This window comes from Aestuariibaculum scopimerae, from assembly GCF_059428085.1.
On sequence record NZ_CM182089.1, the window covers coordinates 1018093 to 1043252 of the forward strand.

Consider the following 25160-nt stretch of genomic DNA (forward strand, 5'->3'; position numbering starts at 1 on the left):
CTACAACTAGCAACTTAACAACAGAATAAAATGAAAACTGCTGAAGATTATCTTTCTGGGCAAGTGTTATTAATTGATAAACCGTTGCAATGGACGTCGTTTCAAGTGGTTAACAAGCTGCGTTGGGAACTTAAACAGGCCTTTAAACTTAAAAAAATTAAAGTAGGCCATGCCGGCACTCTAGACCCCTTGGCCTCGGGATTATTAGTGATATGCACGGGCAAGAAAACAAAAGATATTGATATATTTCAAGGGCAAGTTAAAGAATATACGGGCACCTTTGTTTTGGGAAGCACCACGCCTTCTTTTGATTTGGAAACGGCTATTGACCACACCTACCCCACCCACCATATCACCGAAACTTTAATTAAAGACACTACAAAACAATTTTTGGGTGCCATTGCACAATATCCCCCTGTATTTTCAGCCATTAAAAAGGATGGTAAACGGCTTTATGAGTTTGCAAGAGCAGGCGAGCATGTAGACATTAAACCCAGAACAGTCCATATAGACGCTTTTGAAATTACTGGTATTAACGACATGCAGGTTGATTTTAGAGTGGTTTGTAGCAAGGGTACTTACATACGTTCTTTGGCCAACGATTTTGGAAAAGCACTCCACTCTGGAGCACATTTATCGGCACTAAGGCGTACCAAAATTGGTGATTTTAGCGTGGATCATGCCGTAACCCTAGAGGCGTTTATAGAAAACCTTAACAACTAAATTGCTTTATTTTACGTATATTGTGACGAATAAAACCCCAGAACTTGTACAGATTTGCACCTAACAGATCAACATAAAGCCCTATTAATTACGTTTCTTTTAACAGGAACCATAGTGCTCACTGTCTTCAATTTGAGCATAAAAAAGCAAAATGAATTGGTAGCTGAAAGTTATTATGAGCTAGAGCCCGAGGAACCTTTAACTGAAGAGGAAATAAAGGTGTTGGAGGCCTTGGAACAGCTAAACAACGCCAACAACGCCAAAGCTGAAACCAATCAAGCTTTTAATGAAACCCAAACACACAGTCGTTTTGCACAGGCCTATAAAACCATTGCACCACCAGAGGATTATGTTCCTAAGCCGAGTGATGATACTGGCAACGACCAAAATACCCAAACACTTGATGAATCCTTTACGGCAGACCATGCTATTAAGGACGAGGAGCTATCGGCTTTTAGTAAGGTAAACGAGCTGTTAAAAAAACAACAAAGTGAGGGTGCTAACACTAAAAGCACCATGCACTATTCGTTGGTTGGACGCACGCATTATTACATGCCCACACCTATTTACTTATGCGAATATGGCGGAAAAATTGTTATTAATATTACCGTTAATGCCCAAGGCAAGGTTATAGATGCTTATGTAAACAATGCTTCTACCTCTAGCAACCAATGTTTAATTGATCATGCGTTAGAATATGCCAAAGAAGCCGTATTTAGTGAAGATGCTTCTAAAAAAACGCAACTTGGCTCTATTACCTTTAATTTTATAGGCAAACATTAGGCTCTAACTGGCACAGTATTTCTGTAACGTCCTTAATAATATTTTTACCCTTGTCGTTATTGTACCAATGTTGCAAATCTTCTTTAAACCCTGGTGACAACTTCCCGTACATAGCCTTAAAACGGTTTACATAACCCGTAGCTTCTGTGGGTCGTGGGCCATAGGTGTTTAACACAAAACCTGTTTGGGCATCCATAATAATAAGTTTTGGTATAGACCTGGTACCATAGGTTAAAAATTGGTCCATTAACTCTGGGTTTTCATCACGTAGTACAATCCTTAAATCAATAAAGTTATTCAGTTCTGCAATCTTATTGAGTGCTGGCAATACATGAGCAGCATCGCCACACCAACTTTCGGTAATAACCAACCAAGTAACATAATGGTTAAATTCCAAAATCTGTTTTTTGGATGCTTCAGGAATTTTTAAGGTCTTATCCCAACGCCTCATGCGCCTGTCGTTCAGTTTGGTAACTTTAACCTGCGAGGGTGTTTTTTCCAGGCCTGTTGTAGTATTATCATCAGCCAACCGCTTCACTAATTCCCTATAAGCTTGATATGACATACTGCGTTGCAAGCTATGTGCTAATATAGTATCCATGATGTATATTTTGTAATGAAATTATTAAGATGATATCCAAAAGTAGTATCTTGGTGTGGTAATTAAAATGACTTTTATCATGGTTTTTAAGGAAAAACATCGATGTGGTTGGTGCGTGGGCGATCCGTTATATGAGGCTTACCACGACCAGGAATGGGGCGTTCCGGTTTATGATGATGCTACGTTGTTTGAGTTTTTAATTCTAGAAACGTTTCAAGCGGGCTTAAGCTGGATTACCATACTCCGCAAACGTGAAAACTTTAGGGCTGCTTTTGATGGGTTTGATTATAAAAAGATTGCACAGTACACCCAGGATGATGTAGATCGGCTTTTGTTGGATGCGGGCATTATTAGGAATAGATTAAAAATAAAGGCTACGGTTACCAATGCACAGGCTTTTATGAAGATACAGGATACCTTTGGCAGTTTTAGCAAGTACATTTGGGGCTTTGTAGATGGTAAGCCCATTAAAAACAAATGGCCCGATTTTAGAAAGGCCCCACCTACTACGGCTTTAAGTGATGCTTTGAGTAAGGATTTAAAAAAACGCGGCTTTAAGTTTGTGGGCTCTACCGTTATCTATGCACATATGCAAGCCACGGGTATGGTAAACGACCATGAGGTTGGGTGTTTTAGGTATGATGAAGTTTAAGAAAAACCTCTTAAATCCCTAGTGTTTACAAGGGCTAAGAGATGTGCTGTGAACGCCTTGCCGTTCACGGGTGTTCTCGGTGGCGTTGTGCGGTGAACGCCGCGGCGTTCAGGCGTGGTCGTTTTAACAAAAACGCCACGGCATAAAAATACCATGGCGCTTTCTTAATGTCACTAATATATTAGCACGGTTTACCGTAACGACATATGCAATTAATTGCCTCGTTATTTCAATACTTTCGTAAAATCTGGCTTTAAGAGCTCTTTTGCCTTTTTTACGTCTATATAATCATCTAGGTCTTCTATGGATATGACCTTAAAACCGTGATTTGATAAGTACTGAAGATGTTCTTTAAATAATTCTGGCGGGGTATTTACCCAAGGGTGCTCTATATCGGGTACACCGTGAATGGTTATTACTACAATGTTACCATTTTTTGCTTGGTTAAAGGCGTTTACAATGACCTCTTTATTGTCTGCTTTCATGGCCCAACTGGGTATTAGGTACGGATGGTCTTCTAAAGGGTTGTAGGGACGGCCACCACCTGCTCGGGCATATTTATAGTTTAATTCTTGAAGCGTTTCTAGAGCAGTTGGGTTTAAATCGTATGCTGGATATGCAAACGATGTGGGTTTTGCTATACCCATAGCCACACATTTACGCTCTATGGCTTTTACTTGTTCTATAAATTCGGCATTGGTTATTTTATTGATTTTTTGGTGCGTTAGGGTATGGTTGGCTACTTCAAAACCTCTATCTGAAAGTCCTTTAATTTGATGCCAAGTCATATATTTTGTAGAATCTTGATAGTTTGGTGGAAACTCACATACATAAAACGTTGCATTGAATTGGTACTGTTTTAACAGGGGTGCTGCAATGGAATAATGACTGGCACAACCATCATCAAACGTTAGTACTACCAATTTATCTGGAATGGCTTGCTTTAAAATTTGAGCGCTTACTGAAAGGGACGCCACTAAGATGGTAAATGCTGTAAAAAAATGTTTCATTTGTTATTCTTTTAGATATTAGACCGCTTCGCTGTTAGATTTCTTACTCTTGTGTACTCATTCTAAGTTTACAACTGTTACCTAGTGCCCTGAATTTCGTCTCTATCTCTATTCTATAAGTTAATTAATAATCATGGGGTATATATTTTTAGTGATTAAATTCTAGATTTCTCATGCACTTAATTTTATGCTTTACAAGATAAAGTTTTTTGTGCAATCATTTTAAATACTCTAAAAACTGGTCTCTGGAAATGGCTTCTGCTCCTAAGCTTTCTAGGTGGGTGGTTTGTACTTGGCAATCTATAAGCTTGTAATTGATGGTTTGTACCAATGTTATAAAGCCTACTTTACTGGCGTTACTGGCCTTGGCAAACATGCTTTCGCCGCAGAAAACGCCATTACCTACATCTATACCATATAAGCCCCCTACTAATACATTGTTTTGCCAAACCTCAACTGATTTTGCATAGCCAAGCTTGTGAAGGTTTTTATAGGCCTCAATCATGTCTTTGGTAATCCAAGTATCTGTCTGCCCCTCCCTTTTTATTTTGGAACACTGTGTAATTACAGCATTAAAGTCTTGGTTAAAGGTTACGGTATATGCTTTTTTTCGCAGTATTTGTTTCATGCTTTTTGAGATTTTAAGCTTTTCTGGAAACAAAACAAATCTGGGGTTTGGAGACCACCATAAAATGGGCTCGCCCTCACTAAACCAAGGGAAAATACCATGTTTGTATGCGTGTATTAATCGTTTTGCAGACAAATCGCCACCAAGGGCCAGCAAGCCTTCTTTACTGGCTAACGAAACATTTGGAAACCATATATCGTTTGATAGGTATTGCATAACGATTGTAAAAATAAAAAAACCTCCTTGTTAATATTAACGAATATATTAACGAGGAGGTCTTTTATATTGGTTAATGCCATAGGCATTAAAATGGTAAATCGTCGTGATCGTCTTCATTTAAATCGCCTGCAGGCTCAAATGCATCTGCCGGTGGCACAGGAGGTATATTATCGCCAGGGGCATCGGCTTGAATAGCTTCTATTCTCCAACCTTGAATGGAATTAAAATATTTGGTTTCGCCTTGTGGGTTTACCCATTCTCTTCCTCTTAGATTAATATTGATCTTTACTTGTTGGCCAACTTCAAAATTGTTTAACAAATCGGTTTTATCTTGCACAAACTCCACCATAATATGCTGTGGGTATTGCTCTTCTGTAGTTACTACAACTTCTCTTTTTCTAAACCCATTGTTACCAAATGTTTGGGTTTCTCCTATCATTTTTATACTTCCTTGAACTTCCATTGATTTCTATTTATATCTAATTTATTAAACTTCATTTTTATGAGCACTAACTTAGTAATATTTTCCAAGCACTCGCAACATCACCAAAACTTAAATAATTACGAGCCAGTTTGTGCTTTTCCCTATGCGTGGCTGTTTTTATGTTGGGGTAACGCTTGCTTATATCTTCTATGAACGCTTTAACATCTTCTTCTTTGGGTAAGCTTTCTACGTTGCCCAGCATGCCCAAATCGTTCCCTGTTAAAACCATACTGTGCTTTACTTCCTCTGGAAAATTATCTACTCCTATACCAACAGTAGATATGGGTTTTGGGATTTCAAAAAAGCCCTTTTTGGCACGACTGTAAAAACTACCACCGGCCCTAGCTACCAAATCCAGTTTACTTTGATTTATGGTTTGATCTTCATTTAGCACATCTTCATCTATATGTAATTTTACCACTTCGCAAATTACTAGGTTTCCAGCACCACCTTCGGTTCCTAAAGCTATTACATCATTAACCTTACACTCTAATTGCACAGGTGATTCGGCCACACGAAACGGTTTTACAATATCTGATTTTAACATGGTTAAGCCCGCCTTTTCAAACTCGTTAATACCTTCAGGAAATTCTGAACTGGCCAGGGACATTTGGTGTACCATATCAAAATTCACAACGTTTATTACAACTTCATTGACTGCTTTAACATTATTAAGTGTATGCTTAACGGTATTATCCCTAACGCGTCGTGATGGCGAAAAAATCAATATAGGCGGATTGGCACTAAACACATTAAAAAAGCTAAAGGGCGATAGATTGACATTTCCATTAGCATCTATGGTACTGGCAAATGCAATGGGCCTTGGTGCAACAGCACTTAATAAATAACTATGTAATTTACTGGTTTGTAAGCCTTTTGGATCTATTGATAGCATTAACAACGTTAAAATTTAAGCAAATGTAACCAATCTATTTTGTAACTAAAAACCATTTTGCTAACATCTTAAACAATAATATTAACAGATTTACATTATATTACATACCAATTATTTAACAATGAATTTTACTAAGCATAGTAACGCTTTACGTTGGTTTATTATAGTGGCATCTTTTGTGATTGTGTCTTTAATCCTTTGGAAAACGTATGAATTCTTTCAACACTTTAAAGAAGAAGAGCGCACTAAAATGGAAAATTGGTCGTTTGCACAAACCGATTTAATAAATTCTAACAACACTAATGCCAATTTAGACCTTACCCTTAAGGTGCTTCACAGCAATAAAACTACGCCCATGCTGGTAATAAACGAGGATGGTAGCTTGAGTAGTTACAATAATTTAGATGAAACCAAAATATCAAATCCGGATTACGTTAAAAAACTGGTTTCAAGATTTGAACAGGAAAACAAACCCATACCTGTTAAGTTTGGTGATAGTGTTGTAAGTACTATTTACTATGGAAACTCACCTTTACTAAACCGATTGAAATACTATCCTTTAGCCCTATTACTCATTGTATTTTTATTTGGCGCGGTAATTTTCTTCTTTTACCGAAGTAATAAAAACGCAACTCAAAACAAACTATGGTCCGGCATGGCCAAGGAAACGGCCCACCAAATTGGTACGCCCTTGTCATCTTTAATTGGTTGGACCGAAATTTTAAAAAGCGAACAAGTAAATGCCAACTATATTATTGAAATTGAAAAGGATATAGATAGACTGCAAACCATTACTGAGCGATTTAGTAAAATTGGTTCTGTGCCCACATTGGAAATTGTAGATATTATTACTGAAACCATTAACTCTTATGATTATCTGAAGGCACGCTCGTCTGACTTGATAGATTTTAAAATCATTACCCCAGAAGATGAAATTTTAGTACATTTAAACAAACAACTTTACAGTTGGGCCATTGAAAACCTGGTTAAAAATGCCATTGATGCCATGAAAGGACGAGGTAAACTGGTTGTTGAAATTTCGCAGCTGGAAAATAACATAAAAGTGAGTGTAACCGATACTGGAAAAGGCATTCCTAAAAACCATTTTAATAAAATATTTGATCCTGGTTATACTACTAAACAGCGCGGTTGGGGACTAGGGCTCTCTTTAACTAAGCGTATTATTGAAGAATTCCACGATGGGAAGATTAAGGTATTACAATCTGAAATAAACAAAGGCACTACCATACAAATTACATTAAAACGCGCTTAATTATGGCTGAGAAATTTGTTACTATTAAAGAAGTTAGCTTACACAATAACTGCCCTGAATGTTACAGTAAAGACGGGTTACGCTTAACTTTTAAGCAACAGTTTATTGAAACACCTTTTTATAAGTCTATTACTTCTAATATTACACATGAAATTGATTGCAGAACCTGCAACAACATGATTTACCCTGTACAATGGCGAGACGATATTGAGCAGGTTTTTGAATACCACCAAAAAGCCATTACCCCCAAGAAACCTTCTACTTATTTAAAGAAAACCTCTTGGATTATTATTACTGCACTTTTTTTTATTGCTATTGCTGTTGTAGCAATAGTTTATACAATACATGGTACTTAAATAAAGTTTGCACTTATACTACGGGCCACTTCTTGAAATGCTTCTTGGTCCATAGGTTCTTTTTTAAGAAAGCGTGCATCTTCCATACTTTGTAAAGGAATTAAATGTACGTGGGCATGTGGTACTTCTAAACCAATAACCGAAATGCCTACACGTTTACAGGGTATGGTTTTTTCTATTGCTAAAGCAACACGCCTTGAAAATTGCATTAAGCCTGTGTAGGTAGCCTCATCTAAATCGAAAATCTTATCGACCTCCTGCTTGGGGATACACAGGGTATGCCCTTTACTGTTGGGGTTAACATCTAAAAACGCAAGAAACGCATCGGTTTCAGCAATTTTATAACAGGGTATTTCACCTTGAACTATTTTTGTAAAAATTGAAGCCATAATATATAGCAGATTTAACCTATCGGGAAATTTCTATAATATCAAATTTCATAACGCCATTGGGCACTTGAATTTCGGCCACATCGCCAACTGATTTTCCCAACAAACCCTTACCAATGGGGGAATTTACTGAAATTTTTCCTGCTGCTAAATTAGCTTCACTCTCTGCCACCAAAGTATAGGTCATTTCCTTGCCATTGGTTTGATTTTTAATTTTCACCTTAGATAGCACTAATACTTTGGAGGTATCTAACTGCGATTCATCAATAAGACGCGCATTGGACAGCGTTTCCTCTAATTTTGATATCTTCATTTCAAGTAAGCCTTGGGCTTCTTTAGCTGCATCGTATTCTGCATTCTCACTTAAATCACCTTTATCCCTAGCTTCTGCTATGGCTTGTGAGGCCTTTGGGCGCTCTATATCTTTAAGGTGATTTAACTCTGCTCTTAATTTTTTTAATCCTTCAGGTGTATAGTATGATACTTTACTCATAACTTCATCGTTTAATAATAAAAAGATGCTGAATCAAGCTTGCCTTAAGGCAACAGGTTCAGCAAACAAAAAAATCCCGTATAAACGAGATTAGATAACAAATATACAAAATATTTAATGAATTTGCTTTTTATTGTAAATTGCAAGTGGTTATTTTTGTGAAGATGAAATCCTATATATACCTATTAAGTTTTAGCCTGTTATTAACCTGCAGTGGCAATCAAGAGCATGAAAACTGCAAATACCTTTTAAATGTTGGAGTGAATCTTTCTATGGATTTAAGCTATCCTAAATACAGCCAACTACAATTTGCGGGCAATGCTATTTATGAACCCAATTATGGCAATAGAGGTGTTATTGTAGCCTATACTGGAGCCGATTATTTGGCTTGGGATGCTGCCGACCCTAACCATGTGCCCAGCGCCTGCTCTGTACTTGATATTTCTGGACTGGAAGCTACCTGCGGTTGTGATGATGGCAATACCTATAGCTTAGTTACTGGACAAGCTTTGGGTGAAGTAGCCCTGCCTTGTAGCTTAAGAAATTACCGTGTTGAAAAAAATGGGAATGTATTGTTTGTTTCAAACTAATATGCCATTTAATACAGCCTAATGATATAATAATTATTTAGCATATTTATAAAGTTCCGGAGGAGCGACGTATTATTTGTATTTAATATACCGCTCCTCTGGCGCTTTAACTAAATTAGAATTTTAATGTAGCTCCCAACAAAAAATTGGTTGTTGCTTGGGGGTAATATCCCGCCCCTTCTATTGTGGTTACAGTATTTGGGTCTGTCCATGTGTCATCATAAGTATAGTAATATCCATTAGACACATATGTTTCTCCAAAGATATTGTTTACCAAGCCTGAAAGCAGGATGGATTTGAAGATTCTGTTGGGTTTGATTTCATACGTGATATTAAAATCATTCACAAAATAACTATCCAATCTGGACACTTCAGAATCGGTATTCCCCATAAACTGTTCACCTACATATTTACTTAAAAACGATAATTGCAGGTCTGTTACAGGCTGGTATACAAAAGCATTGGCTGCCACCAGTTCTGGTGAAAATGAAATGTTTGTTTTTCCCAGATTAACCAAAGCCCCATCTTGCTGTACAATGGTTTCTTTATTTTTATTAGAGCTGATTGTTAGGTTTGGCTGAACAGCAAACTGTTTGGTAATTTGTACGGCCCCATCAATTTCCAACCCTAAACGGTAACTATTGCCACTATTGGCCCTAATGGGCGAGCCTGTATTATCTAGTGCTCCCGTTAACACCAACTGTTCATTGTATAACATATAATAAGCATTGGCGCTTATACGGTAGTTTTGTTTGTTATGTCGCCATCCCAATTCAAAATCATTTAACTGTTCTGGCTTAATGTTGGGGTTGTTTTCAAAATCGCCACGACTGGGTTCTCGATTTGCTCTGGCATACGAGAGATACATATTATTGTTACTATCCAACTCGTATGTAATTCCTGCTTTTGGATTAAAGAAATTATAGTTTTCATCAATCAGCATATTGACTCTATCAGATGTTAAGCCCGTTGTTTTATAATTGATAAAGCGCATTTGTAAGTCGCCATACAAACTCACCCTATCATTAAGGCGATAAGTGGCTTTGGCAAATACACTAAAGTCCTTTTTCTTTCCTTGCCCATTGTAGTAATGGTCGCCAATTTCAGAATTGCTGGCGTAACGTGCCCAAATAATTTCACCAAAATGGTCACCAATATAACTGCTGTAAGACCCCCCAAAGTTTAAATCTAACATGTTCTTTTTGTAATTCGCACTAGCATTAACTACATAAAAATCATTATCTAACCAACGACGCCTAATTAAGTCTGTGGTATTAATGGTTTCGCCTCCTATGGTGATTTCATCTAGGTTATAATCGGCAAAATCCTCATCTTCTTTATACTGCTCAAAAAAGCCCCTACCATAGGTGTAATTTAAGCCTAAGTTTGTAGACCAGTTGTTATTGTAGCGTTCGCTCCAATGCAATTGGAAGTGGTCCTGTTTGTAATCGTCCACCTCATTGTCATGAAACCGTGTGGCTCCATTTTCATCGGTATACATACCAGAAGGGTTAAAGGTTCTGTTGGTTGCCAAAGTATCGGCATCAATACCATTCCAAGCCTGATAAGTAACTTCATACCCACCAAAGGCCAATGCTTTAATTAAGGTATTGTCGTCTTTATATGCGCCTTGTAAGAAGTATGACTTTAAATTGGATGAGGCCCGGTCTACATAACCATCAGAATTAATTTGTGATAACCTTCCAGATAATTCAAAATGCTCGTTAATAAGACCTGTACTAAATTTAACGTTATGCTTTCTGGTATTATAACTACCAAATGCATTGGAAATTTCAGCACTGGCTGTATTTGAGATGGCATCGGTTAAAATATTGATACTCGCCCCAAAAGCTCCAGACCCATTAGTACTGGTACCTACACCGCGTTGCAATTGCAAGCTTTCTACTGATGATGCAAAGTCTGGCAAATCCACCCAAAACGACCCCAGTGATTCTGTATCGTTATACGGAATGCCATTAATGGTTACGTTGGTAGACTGTGCGCTAACACCACGAACTCTTATTCCTGTATAACCTACCCCTGCTCCTGCATCACTTGTTGTTACAACAGATGGCAAATAGTTTAGTAAAATAGGTAAGTCTTGACCTAAATTACGTTTCTCTAAAGCTTCTTTTGTAACATTGGAATGTGTAATGGGCGATGTTGCTTTTACACGAACCGCATTCACTAAAACTTCATCTAGTGTTTCTAGGTTTGTGGAATCTTGCTGGGTTTGATTTTGTTGTGCATTGGCACTTAATAAGATTAAAAATGCTAAAAAGCCCAAAATTCGCTTTTGATGAGATTCCTGCCTTCGCAAGAATGACAAATTTTTGAATAAATTTTTCATATCGATTAAATAAATTATAATCGAATAAAAAGAGGTAATTATTCTTTGTTGTTAGTAATTAAATGGTTTTGTTTTTTGACATTGTTACTGTTTTATAAATTTGCCTGAGCGCTCACTGGGCATCTATTAAAAATGTAACATTTGTCTGTCCCTAAACAGCATTACCTGTTCTAGGTTCATTGGGTATGATCTCAGCCTCTACGAGCTAAAAGTTAAAAGTTAAAAGTTAAAGTTCATGACATACAAACTATTAACTGCTTAACAACAACTGGTAACTGGAAAAGCACCCCTTTATGAGAACGGTGCAAAGATAGAAATCAATTATCAACTGGCAATTGATAATTGCTTATTTTATTAATTGATATCTGGCTTTTTTCTATTTGCCTTTTTTTCAGATAGTTTGCGTTTACTCTTTATGCGCTTTTTTATTACAGATTTGGGTATTTTTGTTGGAATGCGTTTTTTTGGAACGATTAAGGCTTGTTCTATCAATTCTAAAAAACGTTGGGTAACCAATGCTTTATTTTTGTGCTGGCTTCTGCTTTCATCACATTGTAATATTAAAAGCCCCTCATTGGTCAATCGCTTTTTAAGCTTTTTTTGTAAGCGTTCTTTTTGTAATTCGTTAAAAACCGAAGATGCTTCTAAATGAAAGGTCAGTTCTACTTTTGAAGCTACTTTATTAACATGTTGCCCGCCACTGCCTGAGCTTCTAACGGCCTTAAACGCTAATTCTTGTAATAAAGCTTCTTGATTGAACATTATATACTTTGATGGGCGGGTTTCAATAAATCGTTAACTGTTTTTACAGGGTTAAAGGTAGCTAATGGCACTTCAACAAAAATGGTGTTCCAAAATGCCATGCTTCCATTCCATAAACCTGGGAGTTCCAACGCTTTTATATCAACCCCGTTTTGGGATTTCATGGTTATAAAAGCTGCTTCAGGATCGACATAATTTAAGAGGTTAAACTTTGCTCCCTTATAATCTTTAACACCACAAACCAAATCGGTTGGGTTAAAGTGCGTTGCATTGGTTACAATATTCTTTTGGGTTTCGTTCTCAATATTGATTTGGGCAAATTCAATAATTTGCAAGCTTATGTTCCCATATTTATCTTCTACCCAAAACGGTCCGCCACCCGGTTCTCCTTCATTTTTAACCATACCACATACGCGTATGGGCCTGTTTAGTTTGTCTTTTAGATAAGCTCCTTTTTCTTTTAGGTTAAAAGTATTGAATATTGCCTCTGTTTTTACGTTCATTTTCTCTAATAGGAACGCTACCATTTCCTGTACTTTTTCTTCAGAAATGACGCCCTTATCTATATCGTGCAAATATTTAAAAGCTTGCGCTTGCACCTCTAGAAGAATACCAGCCAAAAGCTTCTTGTAATCGGACATTTGTTTGCTCTTGTGGCTAACAACGATGTTGTCTATATTCTTAATAAAAATGAGATCGAAATCCAATGCGTTTAAATTTTCTATTAAGGCACCATGCCCAGAAGGCCTAAATAATAAACTGCCATCTTGCTTTCTGTAAAGCTCATCTTTTGATGTAATGGCTATGGCATCGGTAGACTTATTTTGGTATGAAAATGAAACCTGAAACTTGGTGTTGGTTTTCTCTTCTAACGGCTTTATGATAGCACCCAATTCTTTATCAAATAATGCTTTATGAGCTTCAGAAATTGTAAAATGCAAATGGGCTTTGTTGTTTGCCGAAGCATATGATGCAGCTTCCAACAAATGTTCATAAAATGCTGTTGCTACTTGGTTTTCATACTTATGGAATGGCAACAACCCTTTAGGGTAAAAACCGTAATTTAGTTGATTTTCCTCTAACATGGTTTTTACAAAGGTTAAGATTTTTTCTTCAAAAGACAACTGATTAAAACCGGCATCTCTTGTTTGGTTTCTTTTAACTACAGCATCATAAAATGGTAGCTTTTCTAAACCATTAACGAATACCCAAAAATTCTTATGCTTCTTTAAATACGAATCTATCCGGTCTATGTTATCGTTGAAATCTTTTAAAAACTGAAACAAGAATTTAAACATACGCGTAGCTGCACCTGATGCTGGCACAAATTTTACAATTGTCAATTGGTTGCGCTTTTCATCAAACGCATGTATGTATTGCTGTTGCTGATGGGCATCTAACTTTAATATACCATTGCCTATGGTTGCGGCAGCAATTAAATTAGTATAAGACATCCCAGACTTAATACGCTCTATTTGTGCATAAACTTGATTTATGGTTAAATCGTGATCTTGTATTTGGTGAACATCTTTTTCGGTAAACATGACTTGCTTTTGGGTAAACATTATTTGGGCGTTTTTAATAGTTTATCAATATGTTTAACGGCGGTTTCTAAACGTTTTATTTTACTGCCCTTAAGTAATACATAGGGGCGATTATTTTCTATTAAGGCTTTTTCAAAGGCCTTAAACATAGTTTCTCTGTGGTCTGGCCTATCCCTTAGGTCGTCTGCTTCCCAAGGCGTATCAATATAGGTTAAAAAATACAAATCGTAGGTGTTTTCCAGTGCATACTTTTCAAGAACGGGATCGCAATACCCTAGGTAATAAGCTTCAGAATATACTTTGGTTTCCAATAAATCGGTATCGCAAATTAAAATAGTATCTGTTTTTTGGGCCAATTCATTTTCCAGCTTTATCTGGCCTTTGGCTATAGGCAACAAATCGTCGGGCTCACAAGTTTTACGTTCGTTGTTCCATTTATTTTGTAAATACTCGCGCGCATATTCGGGTACCCAAACAGAGCTGTAATGCCTTGCCAATTGTCTTGACAAGGTTGTTTTTCCTGTAGATTCAGGCCCGAACAAAACTACTTTTATGCAGTTTGCGGGTTGTTGTTTATATGTTTCTTCCATGCTAAATAACCAAATATGGCAATTACAGTAAATCCTAGATATTGCAAGCTAGAAAATGTTAGGCCTTTATAAAAATATAATGGCACCGAAATAATATCTCCAAGTATCCAGAAAATCCAGTTCTCTATTTTTCGTCTGGCCATTAACCACATCCCCACAAAGAATATGGCTGTTGTTATGGCATCTACATAGGCCACCCAATTAGTCCATTTATCAAAAAACTCATAAACCAAAAACACAAAAAACAAAGTAGCTACAAATATAAAAAGACTCGTTTTTTTCTCCTTAAAGGTTGTGGTTGAAATGGGTGTAACATGCGTTGCATCTACTTTACGTGTCCAAATATACCAACCATATACACTCATGATAAAATAGTAGCCATTAATCATCATATCGCCCAGCAATTCCCATTTAAACAATAAGTACACAAAAATAACAGTACTTATCATACCGGTGGGGAAAACCAAAATATTGTTTTGTTTTGAGTACCAAACGGACAAAAATCCGAAAATTACGGCTACAATTTCTAAAACAATATCTATGGTGGCATATCCAGAGTATTGTCCAAATAACCAATCAAAAATGGGGTTCATAATCGTGTCTGTCTGATTTTACAATCTTCATGTACAATAAGCCACGTTCTACCAATTCAAAGGCTTCCTTTATTTCGGTAGTTAGGAGTTTCATAACGGCATCATAATCACCATAAACCTGTGTGCTTAATGGGTTTTCTAGAACTTTAAGGTTTGAAGCTCTTAGTTTTTTTATGAAATGGATAATGGCCGGTTCGTAATCGTCTTGCAAGGGGGTTAGTGTTAATTCTACTGATATTTTCATGATTTTCAAGTTTATGGGGTTATGTGTTTATGCGTTTGTAACGCTTCTAAAAATGATATGTTATCTTCTATGGCAGAACCAATAACAATAAGATCGGCACCTGATTTATAAGCGGCTTCCAGTTGTGCTTTATTTTTAATGCCCCCACCTACAATAAGTGGTATTTGCAATTCTTGCTTAACAGCACTTATAATATGTGCATTTACGGGTTCTATAGCCCCACTTCCTGCTTCTAGATACATCAATTTCATACCTAACAATTCACCCGCTTTTGCAGTGTCAATTATTTTTTGAATGGCGCCTCTAGGGATGGGAAGGGTTTGGGTAACACATTCTACCGTGGTTTCTTTCCCATTTTCTATAAGGATATAACCTGTTGGTATAATTTCCAAATTAGTGCCTCTAAGCTTTGAAATGGATGCTACATGCTTGCCTATTAAATAATCTGGGTTTCTTCCTGAAATGAGACTTAAAAACAAAAGGGCATCGGCATGGTTTGTTATCTGGTTTACATCGCCTGGGAATATCACAATAGGCAATTGGGTCCATTTTTTTATTTCGGCAACAAGCAATTCGGTAACGCCTTCTTCTACAGTGCTCCCACCCACAAAAATATGTGTTGCCATAGAGCCATTAACCTTATGCAAAAAATTGGCAACATCATCAATAAAAAATTTATCGGGATCTATTAAAACGGCCAGTAGTTTTTCGCCTTTTAAAGTGGCATCTTGTATGTGCTTGTAAACTGTTTGCATTTAAGATATGGCATAGGCGCAAGTAAACCCTTTAAATTCTAGAAATTGTATGTTATAACGGTGCTTAATGTTATTGTAATCAATCCACGCTACGGTTTCTTGTTCATTATCGGATATGGGAATAACCAAACAATGCTTTTTAAAGCTTAAACCAGGCATGGCAAATAGTTTGTATAACGATTCTTTTATACACCAAATAACGGTTAACTTTTTAATATAATCGGTTGTTGTTGGCTCTAGATAACCAGCCTCGTAATCTATAAATTTATGCGCTATAATGCTTATTTTATCACGTTGTTTTTCTATATCAATTCCAATAACAAAGTCACTAATTATAACTGCCGAAAATGTAAACGAGTGCGTAATGGAAATATGCTTGCCATCTTTTAAATGGGGCTTACCGTTTTCATCATAATATAAGTCGGCATCTTCATAGCCAAACGCAGCCAATAAATGGCGCACACTTAAAAATCCGCGTTGGTGCAATTCACTTTTCATCCCCATAACACGTTGTAAACTTTTTGGTTTTAGGGTTATAGGTTGTATTAAATCATTAAAAGATTCTGTAATCTCCCATATTTTAACAGTAGTTTGTGAATTTGGAGTAATGGTTTTGTAAAGCGGCATTTAATATTATAAAAGTTATAGTTATCTTTGCACAGCCTAAACTGGTGAACATTTTTTTGATAAGCGAATTTAACCATTTAAGTTCTAATCACAAGAGTGTTTGGTTTTAAAAAAAGAAAAATTGACATGAGTACAAAAACAATTCCATACATCGCTAATAAAGTAAAAGACCTATCGCTTGCTGCTTGGGGACGAAAAGAAATTGAATTGGCTGAGGCTGAAATGCCAGGCCTTATGAGTTTACGTAAAGAATACAAAGACTCGCAACCACTTAAAGGCGCAAGAATAGCGGGATGCTTACATATGACCATTCAAACGGCAGTATTAATTGAAACCCTACAAACATTAGGGGCCGAAGTTACTTGGAGCTCATGTAACATATTCTCTACCCAAGATCAGGCTGCAGCTGCTATTGCAGCGGCAGGAACGGCTGTTTATGCCTGGAAAGATATGACTGAAGAAGAATTTGATTGGTGCATTGAGCAAACCCTATTCTTTGGTGAGGACAGAAAACCACTTAACATGATTCTTGATGATGGTGGTGACTTAACCAATATGGTGTTGGATAAATACCCAGAGCTGGTTTCTGGTATTAGAGGTTTAAGTGAAGAGACTACCACAGGGGTGCATAGACTGTATGAGCGTGTTAAAAATGGCACCTTACCCATGCCTGCTATTAATGTAAATGATAGTGTTACTAAAAGTAAATTTGATAATAAATACGGCTGTAGGGAAAGTGCTGTAGATGCGATTCGTCGTGCTACGGATGTCATGCTTGCTGGAAAACGTGTTGTGGTTTGTGGTTATGGTGATGTAGGCAAAGGTACTGCAGCATCTTTTAAAGGCGCTGGCAGCATTGTAACAATTACTGAGATTGACCCTATTTGTGCTTTGCAAGCAGCTATGGATGGGTACGAGGTAAAACGACTGGAAACGGTTGCGCCAAATGCGGATATAATTATTACTACTACGGGAAATAAAGATATTGTTCGTGCCGAACATTTTGAAGCGGTTAAGGACAAAACCATAATTTGTAATATTGGACACTTTGATAATGAGATTGATATGGCTTGGTTAAACCAGCATTATGGCCACACAAAAAATACCATTAAACCTCAAGTTGATAAGTATACCATTAATGGTAAAGATATTATTGTTCTTGCTGAAGGACGTTTGGTAAATCTGGGCTGCGCCACAGGGCATCCTAGCTTTGTAATGAGCAACTCGTTTACTAACCAAACATTGGCACAAATTGAACTATGGAACAATAGTGCCAATTATGAAAACAATGTATACATGCTTCCTAAGCACTTAGATGAAAAAGTAGCAAAATTACACTTGGCTAAAATTGGTGTAGAACTAACAGAGCTTAAGCCAGACCAAGCTAAATATATTGGTGTACAGGTAGAAGGCCCTTTTAAACCAGAATATTACAGATACTAAATTCGATATTTAGATTATTAGATATTTAGACCCTTGCTTTTTGCAAGGGTTTTTTGTTTTGTTTTTATTCTTTATATTGATGTGGCCTTATGATGTACAAAGAACCAAAAATAAAAGTCCCACGTTTTAATGAAGCCTCTGGTTTTTATACTACGAAAAAGCGCTCTAAAATAATGAGCAAGATTCGTGGAAAAAACAGTAAGCCCGAAATGCGTTTTAGAAGGGCTCTTTGGGCCAAAGGGGTTCGGTACCGTGTAGACAGCAAACAACTTCCTGGGCGCCCTGATATTTCCATCAAAAAATACAAACTGGCCATTTTTATTGATGGTGAATTTTGGCATGGTTACAATTGGGATGAACGCAAGCATACCATAAACAGCAATCGTGAGTTTTGGATTCCTAAAATAGAACGCAACATGCAACGTGATGAGGAGGTAAACCAGCAACTGGCCGACATGGATTATACGGTTTTTAGATTTTGGGAACACGAGGTAAAAACGGCACTTAATACCTGTATTAATGATGTATTAATTTATTTGGATTGGAGAACATAACCTGTAGTTTCTTTACTTGTATGCCCAATTTTATAAGAGCTAAAAAAGCATAGTAATGTTTTCTATTTTTTTTGCTTGGATTTTTAGTTGGTGTAGGTTCGCTGAAGGTTCGCTCACCCTTTGGTCGGTATAAAGGTATTAATCATCCACCAAATCTTCTTCAAAATACCACCATAAACTGGAATCTATTGTGGACTTCATTTTAACGATATCGACATCGTTTTTTAAAAAGATAGTAATGTTTTCGTTCGCTCTGTTTTGCTCCACACTTTCTCTTATTTCTATACAATCTATCTCTTTAAATCGTTCTAAATGATTTTTAATCCTTTCATCTAAAGACTCATCGCTTAGGTATATCTTAATTGTAGGGTGGCAAGGGGAGTTTCTAATTTCAGATCTAAAAGGAAGTTCCATAATCTCAATTTTTTAAAAGTGAAAACTCATTTATTCGCAATTAAGTTAATCATTTATTTTATAATAATCAATAAAAAACCCCTTCCTGACAGTAGAAAGGGGTTTTTTAAATATTAAAATTTTATATTATTCTAATAATTTTAGTAGTGCCAAATCGTGAAAATAAAAGTTCCTGTTGTTATTCATTGATACGAATAAACCATTTGGAAACTTATCTCCCAAAGCTTTTGTGGTAACATCGCAACCGTCTGTTTCTATAGTGCCCAAATTAACTTCTTTTATAAAAGCATTGGTTTTTAAATCGAAAACATTAAAGCTATGTGCCTGTTGGTTGGATACTATTAAAAAGCCTTTGTTTTGGTACTTAGCAATGGCAATCCCTTCTATATCTTCTTTAAAATATTCTTTCCCAAAACAATATATTTCCTTATCGCCCATGGCAGGATCTGCATGGTATTTACGAATACAGTGCCCTTCATCAGAGTAATACACAACTCCAGACTCGTTATCTACTGCAATAGCTTCAATTTCTTTCACTCCACTAAAGGCTCCAAATTTTCTAACTAATTGGGCGCTTACACCTAAGCTATCGGCAACTAATTGATATTGATACAAATAACCATTTTCAGGGCCTGTTTTTCTACTTACAATGGCGTATACTTCTTGGGTTTTTGGCGACTTGTAAAGCGCTATACCCATTGGTAAATTGTACTCTGGCTGGGTAGCGTCTGTAAACACTTTAAACCCACCACCATCAAGGGGTTTCATATCGGGTACTGAAAACAATCTTATTTGTTGGCGCTCTCTTTCTGTAAAAGCAATAACATCTACTTGTACGGAATCGTTTAACCTAAAACCATATTCTAAATCAACATTATTGGGTCTTTTAATGTTCTTAATGCTTTTGCTTTCAATAATATTACCGTTTAAATCGAATGCATAAATGCCGCCATTGGTATCTTTATCGGTACCAAAAACAATACTTTTTGAGGCATCTATAGGGTTTACCCATATAGCTGGGTCATCAGTATCATAAGGTGTTTGCTCTGTTACTACGGTTGCTACTATTTCTGGCAATTTAGCCATGCAACCCATTAATATAATGGTTATAGTAAAAACAATATTTACTTTTAACTTGTTCATTAGGTATACTTATTTTTTAAATAGATCGTACTTTAATCCAAAACTTATGCGTCTGCCATAATATTCCATTTGCATAGTTCTGGCTTTAATGCCCTGGAAGTAACGCAATGGTTGGTCTGTAATATTGTTTACATCTACATACAAACTTAGGTTTTTGTTAAGGGATATGTTGGCATTGAAATCTAAGAAGAACTGTTCGTCGTAATATCTATCTTCAAAAGCGCGGCCACCAATTTCATCAATATATGCATCTGAATAATTAGCTGATAAACGCAAGCTTAATTTTTTAGCTACATAAGCCAGAGAACCATTAAACATATTTGGTGCTGTACCTGGCAAGTCTAAATCGTCTCTTTCATCGCCATCTTCATTTTTAATCCCATCTGCATTTGATGTTAAATAGGTGTAGTTTAGCATTAGGCTAAAGTTTTTTGCAAAGCCAGGCAAAAAGTCTAACTGACGTTGTAAGGATACCTCTGCACCAAATACTGTAGCACCATCACCATTTAAGGGTTGGTACACTTCAAAACCATTGGTGTCTTCTGATTGACTTGTATAAATAAAATCCTGAATATCCTTGTAGAAAACCCCAGCGGAAAGAATTCCAACGGATTTAAAATAGTGTTCTGCCATAACATCAAAGTTCATGGAGGTTGTTGGGTTTAGTTCAGAATTTCCTAAGAATATTTCTTCGTCTTCATTATTGATTTCTCTGTAAGGCACTAAATCTACATAATTAGGTCGTGCCAAAGTATTGGTCCACGCAAAACGCAAAACAGTGTTATCCGATACATTATACTTTAAATGCACCCCTGGCAAAACATTGGTATATGAGTTCTCATCTTTCAATTCGTTGGTGCCAGCATAATCGCCATCTACATCAAAAATCAATTCGTTACCTATACTATTAATTTTGGTGTGTTCTACCCTTACACCTAACAACACACTAAGCTTGTTGGATAGTTTTTGATTGGTCATGGCATACCCTGCATAAACGTTTTCATCGGCATCAAAATTAGCAGTCAGGTACTCTTCTGGCAGATCTTCTTTTTGAAATTGCCCTGGATTTTTTAATACTAAATTTCCTAGGAAAGATGGTGTTGCAAAATTGCCTACTAAATATTGACCTCCAGCTAAGAAATCTGAATTAGAATAATCGCGGGTTTCTATACCACTTAAAAAGTCGAAATTTGCTGTTTCAGGGCTATATTCTGAAAAGTCATTGTCGCGGTTTTTGTTTTTCAATCTTGCTCTAGCTCCAAATTTTACAAACCCTCCTTCGTACTGAAACATGTTAAGTGGAAATTTAAAGTTTGCAAAGAAATTAATGTCTTCTTCTTCTGTGTATTGGTTCTCTTCTGTTAACTCGTCAAACTCAAAATCATTAAAATCGGCATCGGCTGCATTTAAGGGTGTAAATAATGGCTTGTCTAAATTATTATTGAATGCTATACCATATTCGCTTTCATATTCTAAATAACGCTCATTTAGGCGTTCTTCGGATGCTTTTGAAAATGAGGCCATCCAATCTATTTGTAGTTTATTAACCAAATGCTCACCCCCCAAACTAAGGTTATACATCCGTTGGTCTTCTAAGCGTCTGTTTTTGTTTCGAGTATTATTTATACCTCCTTTTGTTTGTCTTTTTACTTCTACTGGAAAAGCTGTTAAATTACCACTGCCGTCTACATTAAAGTCACCTGGTTCAATATCTTCTCCATCTAAGATTTCGTGTTCTAAGCGAAACCTGTTTTCGCGATCGTCTCTCCAGTTGTAAATAGACTTAAAATAAATATTACTATGGCTGTTTAATTTGTAATCTAAATTGGCAGAGAAGCTACGTCTAATACGTTGTACTAAATACTCTCTAATTTCGAATGCTTTGGCATAAGGATTAACATCTACTTCCTCCAGATTGTCTTCATCGTCAAAAGCATTGTATTCAAATTCGTCTTCCCACTCAGCTTCAACATTGTCGCTCCCAAAGTCATTGTCGTTATAGGAGGCTGAAAGCATCCATCCAAACTTTTCATCCTTAGTACGATCGCCCAACAAAAAGGAACCATTTATAATTCTTTTATCGGTAATGAGACTAATACCAGAACCCGCTGTGGCAGATAGGCGAAATCCTTGGGGCGATGTTTTGGTAATTAAATTTACCGATCCCCCTAGGGCATCGGCATCCATATCTGGAGTTACGGCTTTATTGACCTCAATGGTTTGAATCATATCGGCTGGTATTAAATCCATTTGTACATTCCTATTATCTCCTTCGGCAGAAGGGATACGGCTGCCATTTAAGGTTACGGAATTTAATTGTGGTGCCAAACCACGTATTATAATATTACGGGCTTCTCCTTGATCTACCTGCATGGTAATGCCTGGTATACGTTTTACGGCGTCACCGATATTAGCATCTGGAAATTTACCAATTTGATCGGTTGAAACAATATTGGTAATATTTTGCTTGTTTTTTTGGGTGTTTAGGGCTTTTGCTTGTCCGCTATTAAACCCATTAATAACTACATCTTCCAATTCCAATGCTTTGGGCATGATGGTAATGTTAATAGTGGTAGTTTTGTTGGCCACTACCATAACATCTATTACGGCGTCTTCGTAACCCAGATACTTAACTGTTATTGTTTGGTTACCAGCTGGCACATTAAGCAATAAAAAATTCCCATCTGCATCAGAATAAGTCCCTTTGTTTATAGATTCTATTAAAACGTTGCTAAAAGGCACTTGTAATCCATCATTATCAATTACAACTCCTTGAATGTTACCTTCTTGCGAATAGCTTAAAAAAGAAATTAGGGCAATAAACACACCTATAAAATAATTTTTTCTCATGATTTTCAGTTAGTTAATTATCTAAGCGAAATAACAAAATCGATGAGCGATGTACTTTATGGATTATTTAAATTATTGTTACTTATTAAGTGCCAAACTTTCATTATTTATAATTAGTTAACATTAAGTACATATTATTATAAAACAAAAAACCCGTTCTGTGTTACAGAACGGGTTGTATACTCAACAAATAAATTTAATATTTCTAAGCTTCAAAAGGCTCTATAGAAACATATGATTTATTATCTTTTTTCCTTGTGAATTTTACAATGCCATCTACTTGGGCATGTAATGTATGATCTTTAGAGGAATATACATTTTCACCTGGGTGGTGTGTATTACCTCTTTGTCTTACGATAATGTTCCCTGCTATTGCAGCTTGACCACCAAAAATCTTAACACCTAAACGTTTCGATTCTGATTCTCTACCGTTTTTCGAACTTCCGACTCCTTTTTTATGTGCCATTTTATTTCGATTTTATGTTTTATTATTTACTTAAAGCTTCGATCAATTCAGCTTTCTTCATTGAAGAATATCCTGTAATATCGTTTGCTTTTGCCATTTCTCTCAATTCTGCAACAGTTAAACTGCTTAAGTCTTGTGATGCTTCTGCCTTAGGAGCTTCTGCTTTTGGCGATTCTTTTTTCTCTGTCTTTGCTGGTGCTGCTTTTTTAGGCTCTGCTTTGGCCTTGGCAGTTTCCTTGTTCTCAGCTTTGGCAGCTTTAACTGCTCCTGAAGCAGCAATACTCTCAATTACGATTTCAGTTAAAGATTGACGGTGACCATTTTTTACACGGTATCCTTTACGTCTTTTCTTTTTGAAAACGATTACTTTATCACCTTTAAGGTGCTTTAAGACTTTTGCTCCTACTTGAGCACCGTCTATAGCCGGGGCGCCTACGGTTACATTGTCACCATCTGCAACAAGAAGAACGTTATCGAAAGCTACTTTCTTACCTTCTTCTGTTTGTAAACGGTTTACAAAAACCTTTTGGTCTTTTACAACTTTAAATTGTTGCCCTGCTATCTCTACAATTGCGTACATAGCGTAACGTTTATTAAATTAGTTTTATTCAAAAATGAGTGCAAATATACTGCTAATAAATTAATCTACAAACGTTTTGTTTGTTTTGGAAGAATTTTTATCATTTTTTAAACACTTGCATCACTGCAAGAGTGGCTATTACTGAAGTTGCCAAGCCCATAATAAGTACTACAAAGGTCACCATACCTATATCGGCATTAAATCCGCCATGAATGGTAGTAAGCATTTCCGGCAAGAAAGCTGTGTTGAGCTCGGTAGTATAAAACAAGAAGAAAAATGTGAACAAAAAGGCTGCAACAAACCCTGTAATAATACCCGTTTTAAAACCTTCGCCATAGGTAAATGCATCAGGGTTTTCTAACTTGCTTAGTCTAACAGCTTCATAAATTCCAAATGCTGTTATTACAGCATTAAAGAAACTAAATACGGGGTTAGTATGCTTATGAAACAATGCTAAAACTAAAAAATATGCTATCAATACAGCACTTGTAACAAATCCGAATCTAATGGGAAGGGATATTTTTTTCATATTACTAAAGAATTATATGCTTTTAAATTTCGTGAAAATTTAACTAATAAAAGAATTTTTGAGGTTATTTTTAGGATGGCCCCCTTAAATTTCAAGTTAATTACCTGCCTATAAAACATTTACTTTTTTATTAAAGCGCCTAGTAATAATTTATTAATTTTGTGCAAACAAATTTTTATAATAATGAATACCTTTAAAAATATATTGATTTTGGCTTTTATTTGTGTTTTGGCTTTAAATTGTAAAAATAAAGCTGAAGCCGAGGTAAAAGCTGTAGCTATTACAGCTCCTGTAGTTAAGGAAGCCGATCCAAACGCCACTTATGCCAAAGCAGAATTTACAATTGATGGCATGACCTGTGCTATTGGCTGTGCCAGAACTATTGAGAAAAAAATTGCTGGTATGGACGGGGTTAAGTCTGCCAAAGTGGATTTTGAGAAAAAGCTAGCAATGGTTGAATATAATGAAGCTAAGGTGACCCCTGTTTTACTTACTGAAACAGTTACTAGTGTGGCAGACATTTACAAAGTAAGCCATATGAAAACAGTGGAGTCGTTTTCAGCTGAATAACGAACACCCATTTTGTAATAAAGGAAGCTTCTCTAAAAAAACTAGGGAAG

At 36.4% G+C, this 25160-nt stretch carries 30 protein-coding genes; 9 read left to right on the forward strand and 21 right to left on the reverse strand.

From position 1 onward, the window contains the following. Positions 1–30 precede the first annotated feature (30 nt). Positions 31–723, forward strand: a complete 693-nt coding sequence (gene truB, locus AC5SR4_RS04515; protein ID WP_495358345.1) for a tRNA pseudouridine(55) synthase TruB — start codon at positions 31–33, stop codon at positions 721–723. 132 nt (positions 724–855) lie between these two features. Further along, positions 856–1506, forward strand: coding sequence for a hypothetical protein (locus tag AC5SR4_RS04520; RefSeq protein WP_495358346.1), 651 nt, complete (start codon positions 856–858; stop codon positions 1504–1506). On the opposite strand, the gene AC5SR4_RS04525 is transcribed toward AC5SR4_RS04520, so the two are convergent. After that, a complete protein-coding gene (locus tag AC5SR4_RS04525) occupies positions 1490–2107 on the reverse strand; it encodes a thioredoxin family protein (RefSeq protein ID WP_495358347.1) in 618 nt (205 codons plus the stop codon). The two genes, AC5SR4_RS04520 and AC5SR4_RS04525, sit on opposite strands and share 17 nt — an antisense overlap. Positions 2108–2186: 79 nt before the next feature. On the opposite strand from AC5SR4_RS04525, the gene AC5SR4_RS04530 reads away from it, so the two are divergent. Further along, on the forward strand, positions 2187–2759 hold the full coding sequence (locus tag AC5SR4_RS04530; protein ID WP_495358348.1) for a DNA-3-methyladenine glycosylase I: 573 nt from the start codon (positions 2187–2189) through the stop codon (positions 2757–2759). A 224-nt stretch (positions 2760–2983) separates the two neighbouring features. Here AC5SR4_RS04530 and AC5SR4_RS04535 read toward each other — a convergent pair whose 3' ends face one another. The 4 genes from AC5SR4_RS04535 to AC5SR4_RS04550 form a co-directional block, all read right to left on the reverse strand. Beyond that, on the reverse strand, positions 2984–3769 hold the full coding sequence (locus tag AC5SR4_RS04535) for a polysaccharide deacetylase family protein (RefSeq protein WP_495358349.1): 786 nt from the start codon (positions 3767–3769) through the stop codon (positions 2984–2986). A 217-nt stretch (positions 3770–3986) separates the two neighbouring features. Next, positions 3987–4613 carry a leucyl/phenylalanyl-tRNA--protein transferase gene (gene aat, locus AC5SR4_RS04540; RefSeq protein WP_495358350.1) on the reverse strand — a complete coding sequence of 209 codons (627 nt, stop codon included), beginning with the start codon at positions 4611–4613 and terminating at the stop codon, positions 3987–3989. Between the two features lie 88 nt (positions 4614–4701). Next, positions 4702–5079: a DUF3127 domain-containing protein gene (locus tag AC5SR4_RS04545; RefSeq protein WP_495358351.1), complete on the reverse strand. Its 378-nt coding sequence runs from the start codon at positions 5077–5079 to the stop codon at positions 4702–4704. A 46-nt stretch (positions 5080–5125) separates the two neighbouring features. Next, positions 5126–5995, reverse strand: coding sequence for a flavin reductase family protein (locus tag AC5SR4_RS04550; RefSeq protein WP_495358352.1), 870 nt, complete (start codon positions 5993–5995; stop codon positions 5126–5128). Positions 5996–6116: 121 nt separating this feature from the next. On the opposite strand from AC5SR4_RS04550, the gene AC5SR4_RS04555 reads away from it, so the two are divergent. Further along, positions 6117–7268 carry a sensor histidine kinase gene (locus AC5SR4_RS04555; protein WP_495358353.1) on the forward strand — a complete coding sequence of 384 codons (1152 nt, stop codon included), beginning with the start codon at positions 6117–6119 and terminating at the stop codon, positions 7266–7268. A 2-nt stretch (positions 7269–7270) separates the two neighbouring features. Then, the gene (locus AC5SR4_RS04560; protein WP_495358354.1) at positions 7271–7624 is read left to right on the forward strand and encodes a hypothetical protein; all 354 of its coding nucleotides are present in this window, start codon (positions 7271–7273) and stop codon (positions 7622–7624) included. On the opposite strand, the gene AC5SR4_RS04565 is transcribed toward AC5SR4_RS04560, so the two are convergent. Then, positions 7621–8013, reverse strand: coding sequence for an HIT family protein (locus AC5SR4_RS04565; RefSeq protein ID WP_495358355.1), 393 nt, complete (start codon positions 8011–8013; stop codon positions 7621–7623). The two genes, AC5SR4_RS04560 and AC5SR4_RS04565, sit on opposite strands and share 4 nt — an antisense overlap. 19 nt (positions 8014–8032) lie before the next feature. Continuing rightward, positions 8033–8506, reverse strand: a complete 474-nt coding sequence (greA, locus tag AC5SR4_RS04570) for a transcription elongation factor GreA (RefSeq protein ID WP_495358356.1) — start codon at positions 8504–8506, stop codon at positions 8033–8035. A gap of 164 nt (positions 8507–8670) precedes the next feature. Between greA and AC5SR4_RS04575 the strand changes: the two genes are divergently transcribed. Next, a complete protein-coding gene (locus AC5SR4_RS04575) occupies positions 8671–9096 on the forward strand; it encodes a Rieske (2Fe-2S) protein (protein WP_495358357.1) in 426 nt (141 codons plus the stop codon). Between the two features lie 115 nt (positions 9097–9211). On the opposite strand, the gene AC5SR4_RS04580 is transcribed toward AC5SR4_RS04575, so the two are convergent. The 8 genes from AC5SR4_RS04580 to AC5SR4_RS04615 all read right to left on the reverse strand — a co-directional run bounded on the left by AC5SR4_RS04580 (position 9212) and on the right by AC5SR4_RS04615 (position 16561). Then, on the reverse strand, positions 9212–11446 hold the full coding sequence (locus AC5SR4_RS04580; RefSeq protein WP_495358358.1) for a TonB-dependent receptor: 2235 nt from the start codon (positions 11444–11446) through the stop codon (positions 9212–9214). 354 nt (positions 11447–11800) lie between these two features. Then, positions 11801–12208, reverse strand: coding sequence for an alternative ribosome rescue aminoacyl-tRNA hydrolase ArfB (arfB, locus tag AC5SR4_RS04585; protein WP_495358359.1), 408 nt, complete (start codon positions 12206–12208; stop codon positions 11801–11803). Next, positions 12208–13773, reverse strand: coding sequence for a DUF4301 family protein (locus AC5SR4_RS04590; RefSeq protein ID WP_495358360.1), 1566 nt, complete (start codon positions 13771–13773; stop codon positions 12208–12210). The genes arfB and AC5SR4_RS04590 overlap by 1 nt, the downstream gene beginning before the upstream one ends. After that, a complete protein-coding gene (locus AC5SR4_RS04595; protein ID WP_495358361.1) occupies positions 13773–14342 on the reverse strand; it encodes an AAA family ATPase in 570 nt (189 codons plus the stop codon). Before AC5SR4_RS04595 ends, AC5SR4_RS04590 begins: the two co-directional genes overlap by 1 nt. Beyond that, positions 14303–14935 carry a nicotinamide riboside transporter PnuC gene (gene pnuC / locus AC5SR4_RS04600; RefSeq protein WP_495358362.1) on the reverse strand — a complete coding sequence of 211 codons (633 nt, stop codon included), beginning with the start codon at positions 14933–14935 and terminating at the stop codon, positions 14303–14305. The genes AC5SR4_RS04595 and pnuC overlap by 40 nt, the downstream gene beginning before the upstream one ends. Continuing rightward, complete coding sequence (locus AC5SR4_RS04605) at positions 14919–15179, reverse strand: thiamine-binding protein (RefSeq protein ID WP_495358363.1); 261 nt, start codon at positions 15177–15179, stop codon at positions 14919–14921. The genes pnuC and AC5SR4_RS04605 overlap by 17 nt, the downstream gene beginning before the upstream one ends. 11 nt (positions 15180–15190) lie before the next feature. Next, the gene (locus AC5SR4_RS04610; protein WP_495358364.1) at positions 15191–15934 is read right to left on the reverse strand and encodes a phosphoglycerol geranylgeranyltransferase; all 744 of its coding nucleotides are present in this window, start codon (positions 15932–15934) and stop codon (positions 15191–15193) included. After that, entirely contained in the window at positions 15935–16561 is a 627-nt protein-coding gene (locus AC5SR4_RS04615; protein WP_495358365.1) for a 4'-phosphopantetheinyl transferase family protein, read from the reverse strand. Positions 16562–16687: 126 nt separating this feature from the next. Here AC5SR4_RS04615 and ahcY point away from each other — a divergent pair, with 126 nt between their 5' ends. Further along, complete coding sequence (gene ahcY, locus AC5SR4_RS04620) at positions 16688–18004, forward strand: adenosylhomocysteinase (protein WP_495358366.1); 1317 nt, start codon at positions 16688–16690, stop codon at positions 18002–18004. Between the two features lie 89 nt (positions 18005–18093). Then, positions 18094–18558, forward strand: a complete 465-nt coding sequence (locus tag AC5SR4_RS04625; RefSeq protein WP_495358367.1) for a very short patch repair endonuclease — start codon at positions 18094–18096, stop codon at positions 18556–18558. A gap of 138 nt (positions 18559–18696) precedes the next feature. Here AC5SR4_RS04625 and AC5SR4_RS04630 read toward each other — a convergent pair whose 3' ends face one another. The 6 genes from AC5SR4_RS04630 to AC5SR4_RS04655 form a co-directional block, all read right to left on the reverse strand. Further along, complete coding sequence (locus tag AC5SR4_RS04630; protein WP_495358368.1) at positions 18697–18972, reverse strand: hypothetical protein; 276 nt, start codon at positions 18970–18972, stop codon at positions 18697–18699. A 126-nt stretch (positions 18973–19098) separates the two neighbouring features. After that, on the reverse strand, positions 19099–20115 hold the full coding sequence (locus tag AC5SR4_RS04635; RefSeq protein WP_495358369.1) for a phytase: 1017 nt from the start codon (positions 20113–20115) through the stop codon (positions 19099–19101). A gap of 9 nt (positions 20116–20124) precedes the next feature. Further along, positions 20125–22965, reverse strand: coding sequence for a TonB-dependent receptor (locus AC5SR4_RS04640; protein ID WP_495358370.1), 2841 nt, complete (start codon positions 22963–22965; stop codon positions 20125–20127). 205 nt (positions 22966–23170) lie between these two features. Continuing rightward, positions 23171–23431: a 50S ribosomal protein L27 gene (gene rpmA, locus AC5SR4_RS04645; RefSeq protein ID WP_495358371.1), complete on the reverse strand. Its 261-nt coding sequence runs from the start codon at positions 23429–23431 to the stop codon at positions 23171–23173. Positions 23432–23453: 22 nt separating this feature from the next. Further along, entirely contained in the window at positions 23454–24011 is a 558-nt protein-coding gene (gene rplU, locus AC5SR4_RS04650; RefSeq protein WP_495358372.1) for a 50S ribosomal protein L21, read from the reverse strand. Between the two features lie 100 nt (positions 24012–24111). After that, complete coding sequence (locus AC5SR4_RS04655) at positions 24112–24540, reverse strand: DUF4199 family protein (RefSeq protein ID WP_495358373.1); 429 nt, start codon at positions 24538–24540, stop codon at positions 24112–24114. A gap of 183 nt (positions 24541–24723) precedes the next feature. Here AC5SR4_RS04655 and AC5SR4_RS04660 point away from each other — a divergent pair, with 183 nt between their 5' ends. Continuing rightward, on the forward strand, positions 24724–25110 hold the full coding sequence (locus AC5SR4_RS04660; RefSeq protein WP_495358374.1) for a heavy-metal-associated domain-containing protein: 387 nt from the start codon (positions 24724–24726) through the stop codon (positions 25108–25110). Positions 25111–25160: the final 50 nt, after the last annotated feature.